We start from the raw sequence: 18,199 nt of genomic DNA, 5'->3' as shown, positions 1-18,199 counted from the left end.
AAAAAAATAGACGCCCCGATTTCATTTCAGGGCGTCTATTAATCATGCATTACTTCTTCAAATACTTAATTATTCAAACGGTTGTTATTTGAACGGTTGTCGTTGTTTTTCAACAAGACCTTTAATCCTTGGCCCATGTCTGAAGCTAGGACATAGTTTCTATCAACAAATACGCCCCAAACGTCGGCTTGATCCGGTGTGTAACGACCGATTTCAACCGGTTCACTCGGATTGGTTATATCTACAGAAATAACTCCTCCAGAGTAGTAGGACAGGTAAAGGGTATTTCCTTGTACTTTCGGATCATGTACCGTTTTCGCAAATGTATTCACTGGCGTAGAAAAATCATACGTTAAATCTGTTGTGAATTCACTTAATAAAACAGGATTTGTTTTGTCTTTAATGTCGAAAATACGAGTATACCCGTATGCACTCTCATAACCAGCACCGTGAGGACTAGCCACTTCACGCGTTTCAATCAAAACTGTTCCACCTCTTGCTAAGGCAGCAGAGTGTGCAGCACCTTTTTGATCATCGGCAAATTCTGTTCTGCCAAGATACTTCGCATTTTCAGGGTCTCGAATATCGAAAATAACTGTGCCTAAATCCCACATCGATACATACGCATACTGGCCGTTATTATCTGTAATGACACTATGATTAAACACAGGTCTTGTTTTACCATCTGGAGAGCTCCAATGATATCCGTTAAAATTTTCATCAACTTCAGCAAGTTCTCGTGGATCGAATTCCCATAGTTTTTCCGGATTTGTCGGATCACTTACATCAATAATCTGAAAATCTCTTTCAGCACCACCCGTATAGTAATCAGCATAAGGATTAGATAAAAGCATTAGGGCTTGATTTCCTTGAGTCGTTAAGTATAATTCATGCGTACCGGTAATCCGGCGATCTAATTCATAAAACCCTATTCTTTCGGGATTATAAGGATCAGTCACGTCGTAAAGTAAGGCTCCTCCGATGCTGTCTGGACGATTGGCATTATTTCGTGACGTTTGCTGAAGGCTTACTACTGCCAGATCTCCTTTAAAATTAGGGGTATTTACACTTTTTACGATGACTTTTTCTTGCCATGTATGAGGAACATCATGTGCAAATTGTGCAATTTCTTGTGGGTTTTTAGGATCCTTTAAATCGAAAATCCGCACTCCTCCGTTCGCACCGTTTGCTGTATGTGTTCCAAGATATGCAAATCCTTTATGAGCGTATACATCAGCTGTGTTGTTCTGAACCCCATCCATCTCTTGAATTTGAGCAGACCCTGCTTCGTGTAAAAACTTAAGATTTTTAGAGCCCTCTTCTGCTGGATCACCGAGCATCTCCAAAGCATCATGGTCAAATGGCATGCGTTCACCTTTTGAGCTTCCATCTAATGCATCATGAGCAAATCCTGCCGGGGCAATCGAGCTTAACACAAGTGTTCCTGCAAGCACTGACGTCAAAAAAACTTGGTTCTTTTTCTTCAAATTATAACTCCTCCTTCAAAAATAAGTGGGGCCTTACAGTCCAAAGTATATAGAACAAGCCATTGTTTCGCTATACGAAACATTCGCTTAATTTCGAAATATTTCGAACATTAATCAGGCTATTTACTTAAATATAACAAGAATTATGTCGAATTAACGCCCAAAAAATAATGTCACTATATTCCTCGATAAAAGATGAACCATCTCCCCTAGAATATTGAGAATTTACCACTATAATCACTGTGTTTAACTCAAAAATGATTCATTTCCTTGCTGTGATATGTTTCTAAATACCTATCAAAAGGAATAAAAACAGTCACACCAAGTTGATTAACATGCCGGGCACACCACTTTATTAAATAACTAGTTGTTTTTGTAATGTACAAAGCTTCCTAAAGGTAGATTAGGTCTGTATTTTCATATAAAAAACAGCACCCTATTTAAGGATGCTGTTTGAATATAACAAATTTAAATTAAATCGAACTATACTTTCGATTCCCAAGTTTCCTGTTCATAACTTTTCATGTTATCCTCTGTTTCTTGAGGATAGGCTGTTCGAAAATGATGCCTATCGGACTCAATGACTTCCACCATTTTGTCTATCATATTTTTCGGATCATATTGTTCATCCAAGATTTTTTCTGTTTCTTCCATCGATTCTTTTTTCGTAAAGTGGTTTTCATTTTCAAACCATTTCGATTTTTCTTCAAACATTCGGTCATTAAATCCTGTTTCAAATGGTCCTGGATTAATTGTTGCCACTTGAACACCAAACTCTTCTAATTCCGCTTTCATTGTTTTGGCGATAGCTTCTATGGCATGCTTTGATGAACTATACGCCCCTAAGTAAGGCATTGCTACAATCCCTACAATAGAGCTTAAGAAGATAATTTTACCTTGTTTCTTTTTCACAAATTTTTTCGCGGCAATTTGTGCATTTTCTAAAGTGCTAAATACATTTGTCTCATAGATCGCCCTGACTCTGTCGACTGGGATTTCTGAGATTGGGCCACCCTCTCCAATGGCGGCGTTAGCCACAAAGACATCGTAATCATAGTCCTCAATTAATTGTTGATCCCGTTTATTCGTGATGTCTAACTTTATAACTTCCAGGTCCACGCCTGCTTTTTCCGCTTCTTCCCGTAGACTTGTCACTTGAGAAATAATCTCAACAGATGCAATGACTTTATGACCTTTTTTGGCAAGGCCAATAGCTGTTCCTTTTCCTAAACCGCTTCCTGCACCTGTTATAAAAATAGTTTTACTCATGATTATGTCCTCCTTCTGAATGTCTCATGACATAGTTGTTTCTTCCCACCGGTGATATCACTTAAACGTTTTTGACAAATACTAAAGACGATTTCAAACCTCTACTCTTTTTTTACATCAAAAAAGAGCTGTATACATCACAGCTCTTTTAGGTTGATCCTCTATATTAAAAATTCTATCGATGAGCCTAATATTCTTACTTTATCTTGGGTCTCCCGGTGGATCTGCCTCATTCTGTTTCTTGGCTGTCAACGATGTAATCAGGGTTCCCACAACTATAGCCGCAAAGACAATCATCAAAATATCTAAAACCGTCTGCGTTGTACCTCCAAAGGGATACTCTCTCATCGATAAATGAATGGCGGCCAATATCGCAAAGACTGCTACCATACCGATTTTCACAAAGGCGTCCTCCTTATATAATAGTTATTACATAAGGTATTTGCCTGTTTTATCTTAAGTTAAACACTGTTTTAGAGGCGGCTAAATAGTTGTAATGAAAAATGATTTGTCTTCTTTAGGCAACACTGCCGCAGTTATCTGTAATTTTCTATTGCAACTTTGGCCAGAAATCTTTGTTTACTTCAATTTAGTCGTCAAGGATATCTTTGGCTACTTGAGCGCTTGGTACAGTTTTTGATAGGACTTCTCGTACCACGCTTCAACCACTAGTTTTTGCCACAGCTACTTGCTGTTCCATTAGACCTTTTTGAAAGCGAGGGGTTTCGCCCTGTATACGTGACGTGGGTTCTTTCCATTTAAAACATCGTTTAACTATCTTAACAATATCCGAGAGGCACATGGTGAAACTTCAACCTCAGGAAATCATACGCTAATCCAAGGACGAGCATTTCGCCAGTGCACTTGGATTGGCAAGTCGAATGTCGCTGATAGATTTTCTTCTGTGAGAGTCTCTTCCTTTTTTCCAGCTGCAATAACTTCCCCTTGACGCAAGAGTAAAATATCGCTAATAGGTGAAATAATTTCCTCTACGTGGTGAGTCACAAATATCATTGTCGGCGCTTCTTCCTCTTGACTCAATTTTTCTAAAGTGGAGAGAAATTCTTCTCGAGAACGAATATCTAATCCCGCACAAGGTTCGTCCAAAATGAGCAATTTTAATTTTGACATCCACGCTCTAGCCAGCAATACTTTTTTTCTCTCCCCTTGTGAAAAAATTGTTAAAGGTTCATGAGCTAAATGTGAAATATTAAACTTATCCAGCAATCTCATCGCTTCTTGCTTATCCTGTTCTGACACTGCATCATACAAGCCAATTGACGCATACTTCCCACTCAGAACGATCTCCAAAGCAGAATCTTGCGAATGATCTTGTAATTGCTGATCAAGCGCAGTACTCACCCATCCAATTGATCTTCTGACTTCATGAATATTCACTTTGCCATAGCGATTTCCAAGGACATCTATGGTCCCTGTTGTCGGCCACAAATAACAAGTGAGAATTTTAAGAAGTGTCGTTTTCCCTGCGCCATTCAATCCTAGAATCGCCCAGTGCTGATTTTTATGTATATTCCAAGAAACGTTTTTTAACAAGGATTTTTTGTTACGAATAATATTAATGTTCTTTAATGAGATAATGGGGCCTGACGTCATGTGTGCTCACCTCTTAGTAAAAAATAAGTCATTCATTCTGATTATGAATTTTTATCGAGTTACGGTAAAACGGTATAAAATGATGTCCTTACTCCATTCGACATAAGCGACATTTTTCCTTTGTTTAAAATACTTTGTTGAACTTTTTGGTAACTACCCGTATTAAGTAAATCGTTTTAACTTAGATTAAATAGTTCGATGATCATTTTGGAACGGAAAAAAGCAGACTCAGACGAGCCTACTTTGGGAGTGGAACTAGGTATCATTTGTTTCGTTACACATGAGAATTTACAACTTCACGTTTTATTTTTATATTAAAGTATTACTATATATCTACAGTTTTCGCCTTTTCACCACTGTTCATTAAGCGAATAGCTGTTGGCTTAATTTCTAAAACGATAAATTCAGGGTCGTCCACCCCATCAAACCATTTCTCAAATTTATCCTTCCAAATATCTTGCTTAAGATCCACTGAATCACGAATTTTTGCTTTTCCTTCAATCTCTAAATATTTATCTCCATATCCTTCTCCTTCGTAACCGATAAGAATATGAACATGTGGATTTTGCTCAATCTCCTCTGCCTTGTGCGTTTCCTTATTCGTTGGGGTAAATAGCGTAAAATCATCGTTATAAAAAGTCATATAACGGGAGTGAGGCTTATTATCTTTCACTGTAGCCAGTGTCCCAATTTTATTGCCATCTAAAACTTCTATTGCTTTATTTTTAATTTCCTGTTGATTCATGATTGAACATCCCTTCTCTTTTAAAGATATTCATAGTATTCCTTTATAAGAATTTCTTTAAACACTAGTTCGATGCAGCGCATTTCTGAATAAAATATTAAAACCACGATAGATATTCACACTCACGTGACTGATGAAGCGAAGGAAAAAACAACCGAAATGTTCCAGCAGTACATGAAAATTTAACTAGGGGTATGCAAATGTAACGAAACCACAAAAAAGCCCTCCCTGCTCCATAAGAGCAAAGAGGGCTGAACCCTTTGTATAAAGGATAAAGGGATATTAATGCTTAGAGAACTTCAGTGTGCGACATGCAGCTTTAATAACTTATTTCTTACGCTCTTTGATTACTGAAGTTATACCCGACTTCATAAGAGTCTACAAACATCGCCATATTAGGCTTTTCGTGTTTTTGAACTTCATGAGATTCTACCTCACGATAGACACTCTTGCCCTTCATAACAGTTCTTACTGCCAAGCTTGGAGTGGACTCTCACCAGCGATGAGGGCCATTTATTATTCGAGTTTTGCTGCAGCTTTTTTCATTTTTATTAATTTGGCCCCGGTGCTTCTTGAATAGAAGTTATTTTAGTACAGCAAAAATAAATTAAACCTAAGCCTTTTCCAGTTGGGTCAAATATTAGAAAGTTCCCATTGGTCCCTCTGTAAAATGCGTTATTTATAGCATCTGCAGTACCTGCTTCAGTAGTCACATTATATTGGTCATCGATCTCAAGGATTTCGTCCCATGCCGCACAGTCGCAGCCATTTGCTCTAATTCCCATGTTTAATTACCTCCTTTTCTTTAAAGTTAATTTATTTATATTAGTCAAATTTAATAAACGTTTGGACTATCAGTATAAATAGGTAATTGACGTTTCATATGCCATGTTTTTGAATATGTTGATTTTAAGAAAAGGGAGGGGATTGAGAGTGTTAGAGGTTAAACAGAGCCCTGGAAAAGGCCGCGGTGTTTTTACTCTGAAACCATATAGAAAAGGGGACATTATTGAAAAGGCACCTGTTATTATCATCCCTAAAAGTGACTTGCGTGCCATTATGGTTACTGTTATGGTTGATTACTTCTTCCAATGGGGGAGAGAAGGAGCTGTCGCTTTAGGGTACGGTTCGCTATTTAACCATTCATATAAACCGAATGCAGAATTTATATTGAAAAGAGAAGACACATGTATTCACTTTCGTGCCCTACGTAATATAGCACCGGGAGAAGAGGTGACAATAAATTACAAAGGAAAGCCGGACAGGAAGTTACCAGTTCCGTTTGAAGTGGTGGAATAAAAGATGAAAGTGGATTAGGACGTAAGAAGCAGGAAAAAAGCTGTTTATGATTTGATTATTTTTAAGAAAGGAGGTTAGTTATGAAAGTTTCAGTATCCAAATGGTCCAAATATAAACTAATGAAACAAAACGCTTTGCTTGCTGACTATCTTCCAGAAACCAAAATTTTTAAAGAAGACAGGTTATGGTCTATGCTAACAAGACATAAAAACGTTGTAATAAAACCTAATTTCGGCAGGCTGGGATATAAAATAATGAAAGTAAGCGACCTATCAAATGACAATTATAGAATTCACTACGGCAGAAAAATAAATCATATTTCTGGACAAGTACCTACCATAAACTACATTAACCAGATAAATAATAAGAAACGGGTCATTCAGCAGTACATTTCTCTAGCCACTATAGACAGAGCTCCCTTTGATTTGAGAGTGATGTTGCAACGGAAGAGAGGTTCTGATGATTGGTTCGTAACAGGGAAAGCAGCCAAATTAAGTTTTACAGGATACTTTGTTACTAACGCCAGCGTTAAAGTGTTGACCATCGAAGAAGCAATTAATAAATCCGTTATAAAAAATAGCGTCAATATAACTGAACTAAATGAAAAACTTAATAGCTTAGCTCTTGAAACTACGAGACACCTCCAAAAATATTATCCTAAAAGAACTGAAATAGGATTGGATGTGGGAATAGATGAAGATGGTCAATTATGGATTATAGAAGCGAATTACCGACCTTCCATAAAAATGTTTGAAATAATGCATGACCAGTCATCTTATCAAAACATTGTAAACTTTAGAACTTCACCTGAAAGATACGAGGAACGAAGGAAAGAAAGCACAGAGGAATATGACCTACCCCCTGCATATAAAGTTAAATCTAAAATTAATAAAGATCCTGTCGGAAAATTCATTCCTAATTTTAAAAAAATCTGCAGACGCCTTTGGCCATTTAAATCAAGCAAGTGAAGCTCGCTTAGGGCTCTCCAATAATATTTTAGCTCATCCTATTTTCAGTACAAAAAAGACCCCCAACCAAAATTGGTTGAGAGCCTTTGAAGTATTGATATAATTAACGCTTTGAGAATTGTGGTGCACGACGAGCAGCTTTAAGACCGTATTTCTTACGCTCTTTCATACGAGCGTCACGAGTCAAGTAGCCTGCTTTCTTAAGTGATGGGCGGAATTCTGGGTCTGCTTCAAGAAGCGCGCGGGCAACACCATGACGGATTGCGCCTGCTTGACCTGTATATCCTCCACCTTCTACTTTAACACGTACATCGTATGTGCCTTCAGTTTGTGTTTCAGTAAGTGGTTGCTTTACAATAACTTTTAATGTTTCAAGGTCAAAGTAGTCGTTGATATCTCTGTCGTTAATCACGATTTTGCCGTCTCCTGGTAATAGACGTACACGTGCAACGGAGTTCTTACGACGACCTGTTCCGTAATATTGAACTTGTGCCAAGAAAATTCCCTCCTTCTAAATTAACCGCGTAGTTCGTAAGCTTCTGGCTTTTGTGCTTCGTGTGGATGCTCATTACCAGCATACACATTAAGCTTTCGGTACATTTGGCTGCCTAAAGGACCTTTAGGTAGCATTCCTTTGATTGAAAGCTCAAGTAATTTTACTGGCTTTCGGTCACGCATTTCACCAGCAGACATTGATTTCAATGACCCTGGGTAACGGCTGTGACGGTGATACATCTTATCCGCTAACTTATTTCCTGTTAAGTGGATTTTTTCTGCATTGATGATGATAACATGGTCACCTGTATCAAGGTGTGGTGTAAAAGTCGGTTTATGCTTTCCGCGAAGAAGGCTCGCTACTTCAGTCGAAAGACGACCTAGTGTTTTACCTTCTGCGTCGATCACGAACCATTTACGTTCAATTTCACTTGGCTTTGCCATATATGTCGTACGCATGTGTTTCCCTCCTAATCAAACTATCCAAAAAATTTCCTACGTTTCAATGATCGATTCCGTACCCGGGGCTAGTGGGCATAAGAATACCATAGACCATCTTATAATATCTGAGTGTCAATGTCAACAATAAATACACTAGGATTCGTTGTCATTGAAATTTTTTTAGATAGTCGTCTAATTTTTTGGCTTCATAAAAGACTTGAGATAAATATAATCCACAAGCAGGTGCCGTTTTACCAGCAAGTGCCCTGTTTTTTCCTTGCATAATCGCCACCATGTCATCAGGATTACGTTCTCCTAGCCCTGTTTCAATCAATGTACCTGTTAAGACACGCACCATTTGGTACAAAAAGCCACTTCCGATAAATCGAAACGTCCATTCATCCCCATCTTGTTGAATATCAATCGTATAGATTGTCCTCACTTTATCTACTACATCCGTTTTCGGGGACGAAAAACTTGTGTAGTTATTCGTCCCGATCAAGTACTCTGCGGCCTGCTGCATTTTAGTCTGGTCTAGTTTTTTCGGCAAATGATAAACATAGTTTCTTGTAAAAACATCTCGTTCAGACGATGTACTTAAACGGTACACATATTCTTTCCCTACGGTATCATAACGGGCGTGGAAGGATTCAGGGACATAGTGACACGAGTGGACATGAATATCATCAGGGAGGAGGCTGTTAAGCGCCTTAGCCCATCTGTCTTCAGGGATTGCTAAGGTCGTGTCAAAATGAACCGGTTGAGAAATGCCATGCACACCTGCATCCGTCCTGCCAGACGACGTAGAAGGCCAAGAATTCGCTTTATGGATTTTCGCCAATGCACGCTCTACTTCTCCCTGCACAGAACGATCTCTCAGCTGCCGCTGATAGCCATGAAATTGGGCGCCGTCATATGATAATGTCGCTAATACTCTCTTCATAAGCCGTCTCCTTTTTCATTAAACAAATCGAAAGACCACTGTTAACATAGCAAAAACAATGAACAGTCCTACTGCTAGCGAGTCCATTTTCCTCCAAGATAACAGCCTGAATTTTGTCCTACCTTCTCCCCCACCGTAGCCTCTCGCTTCCATGGCGATAGCTAAATCCTCTGCTCTTTTAAATGATTGAACAAAGAGAGGGATAAGAATGGGGATAAGCGATTTTAACCGTGTCCATAACGAACCTTTAGAGAAATTTGCTCCTCGTGCCATTTGAGCTTTAACAATTTTGGACGTTTCACCTAATAGAGTTGGAATGAACCTTAATGCGATCGACATCATCAAAGCCAGTTCATGTGTTGGCACGCGAACGATCTTGAGGGGTTTCATGAGCATTTCCATTCCATCTGTTAAATCAATCGGTGTGGTCGTTAACGTCAATAACGAGGCCATCAAAATGAGTAAGAATAACCTAAGAGCAATGAAACTTCCTTCAATAAGGCCCCCTGAATAAATCGTTAGCCAAGACCATTCAACCACAATCGTTCCTTCACGCGTCATAAAAAGGTGGAGTAGGAATGTAAAAAATATAAGGATTGCAATAAATCTCATCCCTTTTATGAAATAGCGAACAGGTATTTTCGAAAGTAAAAAGGCTGTGCCGGTCAGCACCACCGCAAAAGCTAGCACTACAGGGTGACGACTTGTAAACAAAAATACAATAAAGATCAAGAGGACTAGTAACTTCGCCCGAGGATCCATCTTATGAATGACAGAATCCCGAGGAACGTATTGACCAATAATCACGTTATCAAACATGATCATTCACGCCCCTTTTCTTTAAATAGACGAGCAGTCGATTCACCGTCTCCTCTAACGTAAAAGCATCGATTTCCATGTCTCCTCCACACTCCGAGCGAACAGCTTGAAGAAGTTGAACGGACTGGGGAACAGATAGACCTAGTTTTCTCAGCTCTGTTCCTTTAGAGAAGATGTGTTCCGGACTTCCTTGATCGACGACTTGGCCCCGGTCCATGACTAATATCTGATCAGAATAACGAGCCGCATCTTCCATCTGATGTGTCACTAGAACGATCGATCGCTCATCTGTTTCTTGGAACCACTCATAGAACAAGTGCATGATCGTTTCCTGTCCATGAGGATCAAGACCGGCGGTAGGTTCATCTAGGATCAGCAACGTCGGATCTAATGCCAACACCCCAGCAATGGCAACACGTCTCATTTGGCCACCACTAATATCAAATGGCGACTGATCATAAAGTGTTTCAGGAATGCCGACTTTATGGAGACATTCTTTCGCTATGTCCTCTGCTTCCTGCTTTGTTTTGCCGAAGTTTATCGGACCGTATGCAACGTCTTGTAAAATCGTTTCGTTAAACAATTGGTGCTCAGGGAATTGAAAAACCATTCCTACATGCTCTCTTAACGAGTATAAATTCTTTTGTTTCGTTTCAGGACGTATGATCCAATCACCAATGGTTATAGTACCTTCCGTCGGCTTGAGTAATCCATTCAGGTGCTGAACGAGTGTTGATTTACCAGAACCTGTATGCCCAATGATAGATGTGAACTGTCCGCTGGAGAGGGATAAGTCCACCTTTGTAAGAGCATTTTTTTCAAAAGGAGTTCCCTTCATATAAGTGTAGGTTAATTGGTTTGCTTGTATGTGCATAGTGCATTGATCAACTCCTCCTCAGAAAAGACATCATCAGCTATAGCCACGTGATGCTTTCTGAGCTCGTTAGCAACCTGAACAGAAAATGGCGCACTAAGGCTTGATTTCTTTAACGTCTCATCGTCCTTTAAAATTTCACGAGGAGTTCCTTCAAGAACGAGTTGACCTTCATTTAACACAACAATCCGATCGGCTATCATTGCCTCTGAAACATCGTGAGTGATAGAAATAATTGTTATGTTCTCTTCCTCTTTTAACTTTTGAACCATTGCTAACACTTCTTTTTTTCCTGTTGGATCAAGCATGGAGGTCGCTTCATCTAAAACTATGATTCGAGGCTTTAGAGCAAGTGCTCCTGCCAGCGCGACACGCTGCTTTTGACCACCTGATAAGCTGTGTGGTTCTTGTGTTTCAAGACCTTTCAAACCTAGTCGTTCAATACTGCTATAGACCCTCTCCCTCATTTCATCATAAGGGATTCCTGCATTTTCCAGCCCGAAGGCTACATCATCTTCAACGGTTGGGGCAACAATTTGATTATCAGGGTTTTGAAATACCATTGCCACTTGTCGTCGAATATTCGTCCACTGATGTTCATCCTTCGTGTCCATGCCACATGAGATCACGCCCCCTTCAGTAGGGACGAGAAGAGCATTAAAAAACTTAGCTAACGTGGACTTCCCCGAGCCGTTATGTCCAAGGATGGTCAACCACTCTCCTGTCGGAACCGTTAACCAGATATCTTTTAACACGTAGGGCGCCTGTTCATGATAACGGAAATGAAGATGTTCAACGGAAAGTTCATTTGTCATTCATAATGCCCCATTTCTTAAAAGATAAGGATGATCCTAATAATAAAAGCTGCCAATGGTTTCTAAAGCACTTCTTATAAAATGGTACAAAAAAAGGGCACAGCACCAGAATCTGTTGCCAGACCCGGTGTCTCGCCCTTTATAGAGAGTCAATGAGCTTACACAAGCTCAATGATAGCCATTTCTGCACCGTCTCCACGGCGAGGTCCTAGCTTAAGAACTCGAGTGTAACCGCCTTGACGGTCGTCGTAGCGCTTTGCTACATCATCAAAAAGTTTCTGGATTGCATCTTGTCCAGTTTCTTCGTCTGCAATTTCATTACGAACGAAAGCTGCAACTTGACGACGAGCATGCAAGTCCCCACGTTTACCTAAAGTGATCATTTTTTCAACGATTGAACGAAGCTCTTTAGCTTTTGGCTCAGTAGTTTCGATTCGTTCGTTGATGATTAAATCAGTGGCTAAGTCACGGAATAATGCTTTACGGGCACTGCTGTCGCGACCTAATTTTCTGTATGCCATGATAGTCCCTCCTTCTCAGGTGAAAATTTCTCTACAGGCTCGATTTGACTAAGCAAATCGTAGATGGTAGATTTTTATTCTTCGTCTCGAAGACCAAGACTTAGTTCTTCAAGTTTTTCTTGAACCTCTTCTAAAGACTTACGTCCAAGGTTACGAACTTTCATCATGTCTTCTTCTGACTTTTGTGTTAGCTCTTGAACTGTATTAATTCCTGCACGCTTCAAGCAATTGTAAGAACGAACAGACAAGTCTAACTCTTCGATCGTCATTTCAAGGACTTTTTCTTTCTGGTCCTCTTCTTTTTCAACCATGATCTCAGCATGTTGTGCTTGATCGGTCAATCCGACGAAGATATTTAAATGCTCGGTAAGAATCTTAGCTCCAAGTGATACAGCTTCTTCCGGTCGAATGCTTCCGTCTGTCCACACATCTAGCGTCAATTTATCAAAGTTGGTAATTTGACCGACACGAGTATTCTCCACTTGGAAGTTAACACGAGTCACGGGTGTGTACATGGAATCTACCGGAATAACCCCGATTGGTAAATCGTCAGAGTTGTTTCCTTCAGCAGGTACATATCCTCTTCCACGATTTGCCGACACTTTCATTTGGAACTGAGCTCCCTTAGATAGGGTGGCAATATGAAGATCCGGGTTTAAAACCTCCACATCGCTGTCATGCATCAAATCAGCTGCAGTGACAACTCCTTCTCCTTGTGCATCAATTTCCAAAGTTTTCTCATCATCTGAGTAAATCTTCAATGCAAGTTTTTTTAGATTGAGTATGATGGTTGTTACATCTTCAACCACACCTTCAATCGTAGAAAATTCGTGAAGCACTCCGTTAAACTGGACGCTAGTTACAGCAGAACCAGGTAGAGACGAGAGTAGGATTCTGCGGAGGGAATTTCCCAACGTCGTTCCATATCCGCGTTCAAGAGGCTCTACGACAAATTTTCCATACGTTGCATCATCGCTCATTTCGACAGCTTCAATTTTCGGCTTTTCTATCTCGATCATTAAACAAACCCTCCTTCAAAACGTCGAAACCCCGGTTGTGGATTAGGCACAACCGGAATCCCTCATTGGGCACACCTCGACCTGTCACGTTTACGTCAATAATTTAAGTGTCCATCTGGACATAGGCTATTAAACCATTATTGACATAGGTATGAATATTCATACCTTTGATGCGACTATACTCTACGACGTTTTGGTGGGCGGCAACCGTTATGCGGAACCGGTGTGACGTCTTTAATCATGTTCACTTCTAAGCCAGCAGCTTGTAGTGAACGAATAGCAGCTTCACGTCCAGCTCCAGGGCCTTTAACTGAAACTTCTACAGTTTTCATTCCGTGCTCCATTGACGCTTTTGCTGCAGTTTCTGCTGCAGTCTGCGCTGCGAATGGCGTAGACTTACGAGAACCTTTGAAACCTAAAGCTCCAGCACTTGCCCATGAAATGGCATTTCCTTGAGTGTCTGTGATCGTTACAATCGTATTGTTGAAAGTGGAACGAATGTGCGCAATTCCGGACTCAATATTTTTACGTTGACGACGCTTTGAACGAGTCGTTTTTGGTTTAGCCATAATTGAACATGACCTCCTTTACTTTACTTTTTCTTGTTTGCTACAGTCCGACGTGGACCTTTACGAGTACGTGCATTGTTTTTCGTCTTTTGACCGCGAACAGGTAGTCCACGACGATGACGAATACCACGGTAAGATCCGATTTCAATCAGACGCTTGATATTTAGAGATACTTCACGACGAAGATCCCCTTCTACTTTGATTCCGTCTACAACTTCACGGATTTTAGTTAATTCATCTTCAGTTAAATCACGAACGCGAGTGCTTTCAGAAACACCTGCTTCTTTCAGAACTTGGCTAGCTCTTGAATGACCAATTCCGAAAACGTACGTGAGAGACACGACAACTCGCTTATCACGAGGAATGTCGACACCAGCAATACGTGCCATGTTTTACACCTCCTGTGTGTTTAGCCTTGCTTTTGTTTGTGTTTAGGGTTTTCGCAAATTACCATGACGGTACCTTTTCGGCGAATAACTTTGCATTTCTCGCAAATTGGTTTCACTGATGGTCTTACCTTCATGCTTTCTACCTCCTTATAATGCGGAGTGACTAGTATACCTTGCCAGTTTATTTAAAACGATACGTGATACGTCCACGAGTTAGGTCATACGGAGATAATTCTACAGTAACCTTATCTCCAGGTAAAATACGAATGAAGTGCATACGGATTTTTCCAGAGACGTGGGCCAAGATCTTATGCCCGTTTTCCAACTCTACGCGGAACATCGCATTGGGAAGCGGCTCAATGACCGTTCCTTCTACTTCAATTACATCTTCTTTGGCCATGAATTTACTCTCCTTCCTTCAGTAAATTATCATCAATATATGTTGAAATTGCAAACCGCAATTTAGCATTGGTAACACGGCCCGTTTCAACAATGCTATGCTTAACTTCGGGAGCAAGAATGTTCATTCGCTCAACGTGATGCAGATTCTTCTTTTTCGCACGGTCTACTTTTCTTTTATCCCCATCAGCAATCCGAACGAAACGTTCATCTAACACCTCAATAATAAAAGCAAACTGATCTTTGTCCCGACCATTAAGAATTCGCACAAGTTCTCCAACTTGCGGAATCGATTCAGGATCGTTCATTTAATGACCACCTTCATAAGTTCATTGGGCTTTTGTCAAAATTTCATATCCTGTGTCAACAATAGCAATCGTGTGTTCGAAATGGGCACACATTTCTCCATCAGTCGTCACGACGGTCCAATTATCTTTCAATGTCCGTACATGTCGGCTTCCAGCGTTTACCATCGGCTCGATGGCTAAGACCATTCCTTCTTTCAACCGCGGACCTTTACCAGGTGGGCCGAAATGGGGAATTTGTGGATCCTCATGAAGACTTTGACCAACCCCGTGACCTACATATTCTCTCACAATGGAAAAACCATGTGCTTCTACATGCTTTTGAATCGCATGCGAAATATTAGAGAGCCTTTCACCAGGCTTAGCTTCAGCAAGTCCTTTATATAGTGACTCTTCAGTGACTTCAAGGAGTTTGCTAGTCTTTTCATCGATCGTCCCCACTGGATACGTCCATGCTGAATCTCCGTGATATCCTTGATAGTCAGCGCCAATATCAATACTGATAATATCGCCATCTTTCAATGTGCGGTCACCCGGAATTCCGTGTACCAATTGATCATTCACTGAAGCGCAGATACTTCCAGTAAATCCATTATATCCTTTAAAAGATGGAATCGCATCATATGATCGAATAAATGAATCTGCGATCTCGTCTAATTCTTTCGTCGTGATGCCAGGCTTGATGTGTTTTTGAAGTTCTCGGTGAGTCAGTGCAACGATATTCCCTGCTTGACTCATGATATCCAGCTCTCGCTGTGTCTTGCAAATAATCATTGATGGCTTCCTTTCAGAAGCTGATCAACATCTTCAAAAACGTCTTGGATGTCTCTTTGACCATCGATATTTCGAAGGTAGCCCTTTTCACTGTAGAAATCAACAAGTGGTTTAGTTTGACCTAAGTTCACTTCTAGACGCTTTTCGACCGTTTCAGGCTTGTCATCTTCCCGTTGAATCAAATCACTTCCGTCTTTGTCACATTTACCTTGTACCTTTGGAGGATTATAAATCTCATGATAGGTAGCTCCGCATGTAGGACAGATCCAACGACCAGTGAGACGTTTATGAAGATCCTCTTTAGGCACTTTAATATATAAAACATGATCAAGTTGACGATCTAATGTTTGCAGCATATCTTCTAGTGCTGATGCTTGGGCAACAGTACGTGGAAATCCATCAAGCAAAAATCCGTCTTCACAGTCACTTTGACTTAAACGATCTTTCACGATACCTACAGTGACTTCATCTGGAACAAGGTTGCCCTCATCCATGAACGCCTTAGCTTTAAGACCAAGTTCAGTACCATTTTTGATAGCAGCACGGAACATATCTCCTGTAGAAATGTGTGGCACACCGTATTTATCAACGATTTTTTCTGCTTGTGTACCTTTTCCTGCACCTGGAAGTCCCATTAAGATTAAATTCATCTTCTTTCCCTCCATCGTTCTAATCATCGACCAAAGGCAAAGGGAGAAAACCTCCCTCTATTTTATAAAACCTTTGTATGATCGTTTAATTAGTTGACTTTCAATTTGTTTCATCGTGTCAAGAGCCACACCAACAACGATCAATAACCCTGTACCACCAATTTGTACTGCTGGTGGAAGGCCTGCGATTTCTGTAAAGAAGACAGGTAAAGTTGATACTGTTGCCAGGAACAATGCTCCGACAAATGTCAAACGATAAAGGATCCGAGTAATATAGACTTGAGTTGTCTTACCGGGCCGGATGCCAGGAATATAGCCACCCTGTTTTTTTAGATTGTCTGCCATTTGTTCGGGATTCACCTGAACAAATGTATAGAAGTACGTAAAACCGATAATCAATGCTGCATATGCAACAAGTCCAAAAGGCTGTGTATAATCGAAGTTACGTGTAATCCAACCAGCTATCGTACTTTCATCTCCGAAGAATCCAGCCACTGTCGGCGGGAAGATAAACAGAGACATTGCAAAGATAACTGGAATTACCCCGGCTGAGTTCACCTTTAACGGCAGGTGGGTCGATTGACCTCCCTGCGGCTTCCCAGCAACCAATCGCTTGGCGTATTGAACAGGAATTTTTCTTAAGGCCTGCTGTACAAAAATCACTCCAACGACGATCGCTAAAAGTGCCAAGAGTAGTAACAATACGGTAACGATGTTAATAAACAAGGCATCTCCTGCGTCTTCGAATTGAGTTACATAAATTTGATTAACTCCATTCGGAATCCCAGCAGCAATCCCGGCAAAGATCATGATCGAGATCCCGTTCCCGACACCATTTGCTGTGATTTGCTCACCTAACCATAATAAGAATGCAGTTCCTGCTGTTAAGGTTAGGGCAATTAATAAATAGGTCGAAATACTTGGATCAGGTACAAGCCCTTGGAAGATGTTATTGAAACCAATAGACATTCCTAAAGCTTGAATAAATGCGATCCCAATCGTACCGTATCTAGTTACTTGCGCTAGCTTTTTACGACCTGCCTCACCCTGCTTAGACCATTCGGCAAACTTAGGGACTACATCCATACGTAACAGTTGTACGATAATGGAAGCAGTGATGTACGGCATGATTCCTGTTGCAAAAATGGAGAAATTCTCAAGTGCTCCCCCACCAAAAGTATTTAAAAAACCAAAGGCGTTCATTTCTCCACCAAAATCTAAAATGTCAGCATTCACACCAGGAGCAGGAATGTGAGCACCAATACGAAAGACGATAAGCATCGCCAGGGTGAAAAAAATCTTTCTTCTTAAATCACCAACACGAAAAATATTGGAGATCGTCTGAAACATTAAATCACCTCAGTCGTTCCGCCGGCAGCCTCAATCGCTTCCTTCGCTGATCCTGAGAATTTATGAGCTCTCACTGTAAGCTTACGCTCAAGTGAACCATTTCCTAAAATCTTAATTCCGCCTTTTTCGCTTTTGACGACGCCTGTTTCAACAAGAAGTACAGGAGTAACATCTGTACCATCTTCAAAACGATTTAGCGTGTCAAGATTCACGATGGCGTATTCAGTACGGTTTGGATTCTTAAATCCACGTTTTGGCAAACGACGGAATATCGGCATTTGTCCACCTTCGAATCCAGGGCGTACCCCACCACCAGAACGAGCGTTTTGACCTTTGTGACCTTTACCAGCTGTTTTACCATTACCAGTACCGATACCACGGCCTTTACGCTTGCGCTCTTTACGTGATCCAACTGAAGGCTTTAATTCGTGAAGTTCCATATTGACACCTCCTC

At 40.6% G+C, this 18,199-nt stretch carries 26 protein-coding genes and 1 pseudogene; 2 read left to right on the top strand and 25 right to left on the bottom strand.

The window, feature by feature from the left end:
* Nucleotides 1-65: 65 nt before the first annotated feature.
* The 8 genes and pseudogenes from CR194_RS17005 to CR194_RS16975 form a co-directional block, all read right to left on the bottom strand.
* Nucleotides 66-1,487 (bottom strand): LVIVD repeat-containing protein, encoded by a 1,422-nt coding sequence (locus CR194_RS17005; RefSeq protein ID WP_110611277.1) that lies wholly within the window; start codon nucleotides 1,485-1,487, stop codon nucleotides 66-68.
* Nucleotides 1,488-1,970: 483 nt separating this feature from the next.
* Nucleotides 1,971-2,756: an SDR family oxidoreductase gene (locus CR194_RS17000; protein WP_110611276.1), complete on the bottom strand. Its 786-nt coding sequence runs from the start codon at nucleotides 2,754-2,756 to the stop codon at nucleotides 1,971-1,973.
* Between the two features lie 201 nt (nucleotides 2,757-2,957).
* Nucleotides 2,958-3,158, bottom strand: coding sequence for a hypothetical protein (locus CR194_RS16995; RefSeq protein ID WP_110611274.1), 201 nt, complete (start codon nucleotides 3,156-3,158; stop codon nucleotides 2,958-2,960).
* 187 nt (nucleotides 3,159-3,345) lie between these two features.
* Nucleotides 3,346-3,486, bottom strand: a pseudogene (locus tag CR194_RS20905) (family 4 glycosyl hydrolase); the annotation flags it as partial.
* A 95-nt stretch (nucleotides 3,487-3,581) separates the two neighbouring features.
* On the bottom strand, nucleotides 3,582-4,370 hold the full coding sequence (locus CR194_RS16985; protein WP_110611272.1) for an ABC transporter ATP-binding protein: 789 nt from the start codon (nucleotides 4,368-4,370) through the stop codon (nucleotides 3,582-3,584).
* Between the two features lie 325 nt (nucleotides 4,371-4,695).
* Nucleotides 4,696-5,115, bottom strand: coding sequence for a pyridoxamine 5'-phosphate oxidase family protein (locus CR194_RS16980; RefSeq protein ID WP_110611270.1), 420 nt, complete (start codon nucleotides 5,113-5,115; stop codon nucleotides 4,696-4,698).
* A gap of 334 nt (nucleotides 5,116-5,449) precedes the next feature.
* The gene (locus CR194_RS20330) at nucleotides 5,450-5,593 is read right to left on the bottom strand and encodes a hypothetical protein (protein ID WP_158282300.1); all 144 of its coding nucleotides are present in this window, start codon (nucleotides 5,591-5,593) and stop codon (nucleotides 5,450-5,452) included.
* Between the two features lie 73 nt (nucleotides 5,594-5,666).
* Entirely contained in the window at nucleotides 5,667-5,900 is a 234-nt protein-coding gene (locus CR194_RS16975; RefSeq protein ID WP_110611268.1) for a hypothetical protein, read from the bottom strand.
* Between the two features lie 148 nt (nucleotides 5,901-6,048).
* Between CR194_RS16975 and CR194_RS16970 the strand changes: the two genes are divergently transcribed.
* Together CR194_RS16970 and CR194_RS16965 are read left to right on the top strand one after the other, a co-directional pair.
* Nucleotides 6,049-6,414: an SET domain-containing protein gene (locus CR194_RS16970; protein ID WP_199228197.1), complete on the top strand. Its 366-nt coding sequence runs from the start codon at nucleotides 6,049-6,051 to the stop codon at nucleotides 6,412-6,414.
* A gap of 80 nt (nucleotides 6,415-6,494) precedes the next feature.
* A complete protein-coding gene (locus tag CR194_RS16965; protein WP_110611266.1) occupies nucleotides 6,495-7,382 on the top strand; it encodes a YheC/YheD family protein in 888 nt (295 codons plus the stop codon).
* Nucleotides 7,383-7,485: 103 nt separating this feature from the next.
* On the opposite strand, the gene rpsI is transcribed toward CR194_RS16965, so the two are convergent.
* From rpsI to rplO, 17 genes are all read right to left on the bottom strand, one after another.
* Entirely contained in the window at nucleotides 7,486-7,878 is a 393-nt protein-coding gene (rpsI, locus tag CR194_RS16960; protein ID WP_110611264.1) for a 30S ribosomal protein S9, read from the bottom strand.
* Nucleotides 7,879-7,898: 20 nt separating this feature from the next.
* On the bottom strand, nucleotides 7,899-8,336 hold the full coding sequence (gene rplM, locus CR194_RS16955) for a 50S ribosomal protein L13 (RefSeq protein ID WP_110611262.1): 438 nt from the start codon (nucleotides 8,334-8,336) through the stop codon (nucleotides 7,899-7,901).
* A 148-nt stretch (nucleotides 8,337-8,484) separates the two neighbouring features.
* Nucleotides 8,485-9,261, bottom strand: a complete 777-nt coding sequence (truA, locus tag CR194_RS16950) for a tRNA pseudouridine(38-40) synthase TruA (RefSeq protein WP_110611260.1) — start codon at nucleotides 9,259-9,261, stop codon at nucleotides 8,485-8,487.
* 18 nt (nucleotides 9,262-9,279) lie between these two features.
* Nucleotides 9,280-10,080, bottom strand: coding sequence for an energy-coupling factor transporter transmembrane component T family protein (locus CR194_RS16945; RefSeq protein WP_110611738.1), 801 nt, complete (start codon nucleotides 10,078-10,080; stop codon nucleotides 9,280-9,282).
* The gene (locus CR194_RS16940) at nucleotides 10,073-10,954 is read right to left on the bottom strand and encodes an energy-coupling factor transporter ATPase (protein WP_110611258.1); all 882 of its coding nucleotides are present in this window, start codon (nucleotides 10,952-10,954) and stop codon (nucleotides 10,073-10,075) included. Before CR194_RS16940 ends, CR194_RS16945 begins: the two co-directional genes overlap by 8 nt.
* Nucleotides 10,930-11,769: an energy-coupling factor transporter ATPase gene (locus CR194_RS16935; protein ID WP_110611256.1), complete on the bottom strand. Its 840-nt coding sequence runs from the start codon at nucleotides 11,767-11,769 to the stop codon at nucleotides 10,930-10,932. The genes CR194_RS16940 and CR194_RS16935 overlap by 25 nt, the downstream gene beginning before the upstream one ends.
* 158 nt (nucleotides 11,770-11,927) lie before the next feature.
* On the bottom strand, nucleotides 11,928-12,290 hold the full coding sequence (gene rplQ, locus CR194_RS16930; RefSeq protein WP_110611254.1) for a 50S ribosomal protein L17: 363 nt from the start codon (nucleotides 12,288-12,290) through the stop codon (nucleotides 11,928-11,930).
* Nucleotides 12,291-12,364: 74 nt separating this feature from the next.
* Nucleotides 12,365-13,309 (bottom strand): DNA-directed RNA polymerase subunit alpha, encoded by a 945-nt coding sequence (locus tag CR194_RS16925; RefSeq protein ID WP_110611252.1) that lies wholly within the window; start codon nucleotides 13,307-13,309, stop codon nucleotides 12,365-12,367.
* A 176-nt stretch (nucleotides 13,310-13,485) separates the two neighbouring features.
* Nucleotides 13,486-13,878 carry a 30S ribosomal protein S11 gene (gene rpsK, locus CR194_RS16920; protein WP_110611250.1) on the bottom strand — a complete coding sequence of 131 codons (393 nt, stop codon included), beginning with the start codon at nucleotides 13,876-13,878 and terminating at the stop codon, nucleotides 13,486-13,488.
* A 23-nt stretch (nucleotides 13,879-13,901) separates the two neighbouring features.
* Entirely contained in the window at nucleotides 13,902-14,267 is a 366-nt protein-coding gene (gene rpsM, locus CR194_RS16915) for a 30S ribosomal protein S13 (RefSeq protein ID WP_110611248.1), read from the bottom strand.
* 20 nt (nucleotides 14,268-14,287) lie between these two features.
* Nucleotides 14,288-14,401, bottom strand: a complete 114-nt coding sequence (gene rpmJ / locus CR194_RS16910) for a 50S ribosomal protein L36 (protein WP_003322638.1) — start codon at nucleotides 14,399-14,401, stop codon at nucleotides 14,288-14,290.
* Nucleotides 14,402-14,448: 47 nt separating this feature from the next.
* Entirely contained in the window at nucleotides 14,449-14,667 is a 219-nt protein-coding gene (gene infA / locus CR194_RS16905) for a translation initiation factor IF-1 (RefSeq protein ID WP_071307888.1), read from the bottom strand.
* A gap of 4 nt (nucleotides 14,668-14,671) precedes the next feature.
* Nucleotides 14,672-14,974, bottom strand: coding sequence for a KOW domain-containing RNA-binding protein (locus CR194_RS16900; protein ID WP_110611246.1), 303 nt, complete (start codon nucleotides 14,972-14,974; stop codon nucleotides 14,672-14,674).
* A 21-nt stretch (nucleotides 14,975-14,995) separates the two neighbouring features.
* Nucleotides 14,996-15,745 (bottom strand): type I methionyl aminopeptidase, encoded by a 750-nt coding sequence (gene map, locus CR194_RS16895; RefSeq protein WP_110611244.1) that lies wholly within the window; start codon nucleotides 15,743-15,745, stop codon nucleotides 14,996-14,998.
* Nucleotides 15,742-16,395: an adenylate kinase gene (locus CR194_RS16890; protein ID WP_110611242.1), complete on the bottom strand. Its 654-nt coding sequence runs from the start codon at nucleotides 16,393-16,395 to the stop codon at nucleotides 15,742-15,744. The genes map and CR194_RS16890 overlap by 4 nt, the downstream gene beginning before the upstream one ends.
* 57 nt (nucleotides 16,396-16,452) lie before the next feature.
* Entirely contained in the window at nucleotides 16,453-17,745 is a 1,293-nt protein-coding gene (secY, locus tag CR194_RS16885; protein ID WP_110611240.1) for a preprotein translocase subunit SecY, read from the bottom strand.
* Nucleotides 17,745-18,185, bottom strand: coding sequence for a 50S ribosomal protein L15 (rplO, locus tag CR194_RS16880; protein ID WP_110611238.1), 441 nt, complete (start codon nucleotides 18,183-18,185; stop codon nucleotides 17,745-17,747). The genes secY and rplO overlap by 1 nt, the downstream gene beginning before the upstream one ends.
* Nucleotides 18,186-18,199 lie beyond the last annotated feature (14 nt).

It is taken from the genome of Salipaludibacillus keqinensis, assembly GCF_003226325.1.
GTDB lineage: Bacteria > Bacillota > Bacilli > Bacillales > Salisediminibacteriaceae > Salipaludibacillus > Salipaludibacillus keqinensis.
Note: the sequence above shows the minus strand (reverse complement) of the source record. Positions and strands in the feature narration are given on the sequence as shown.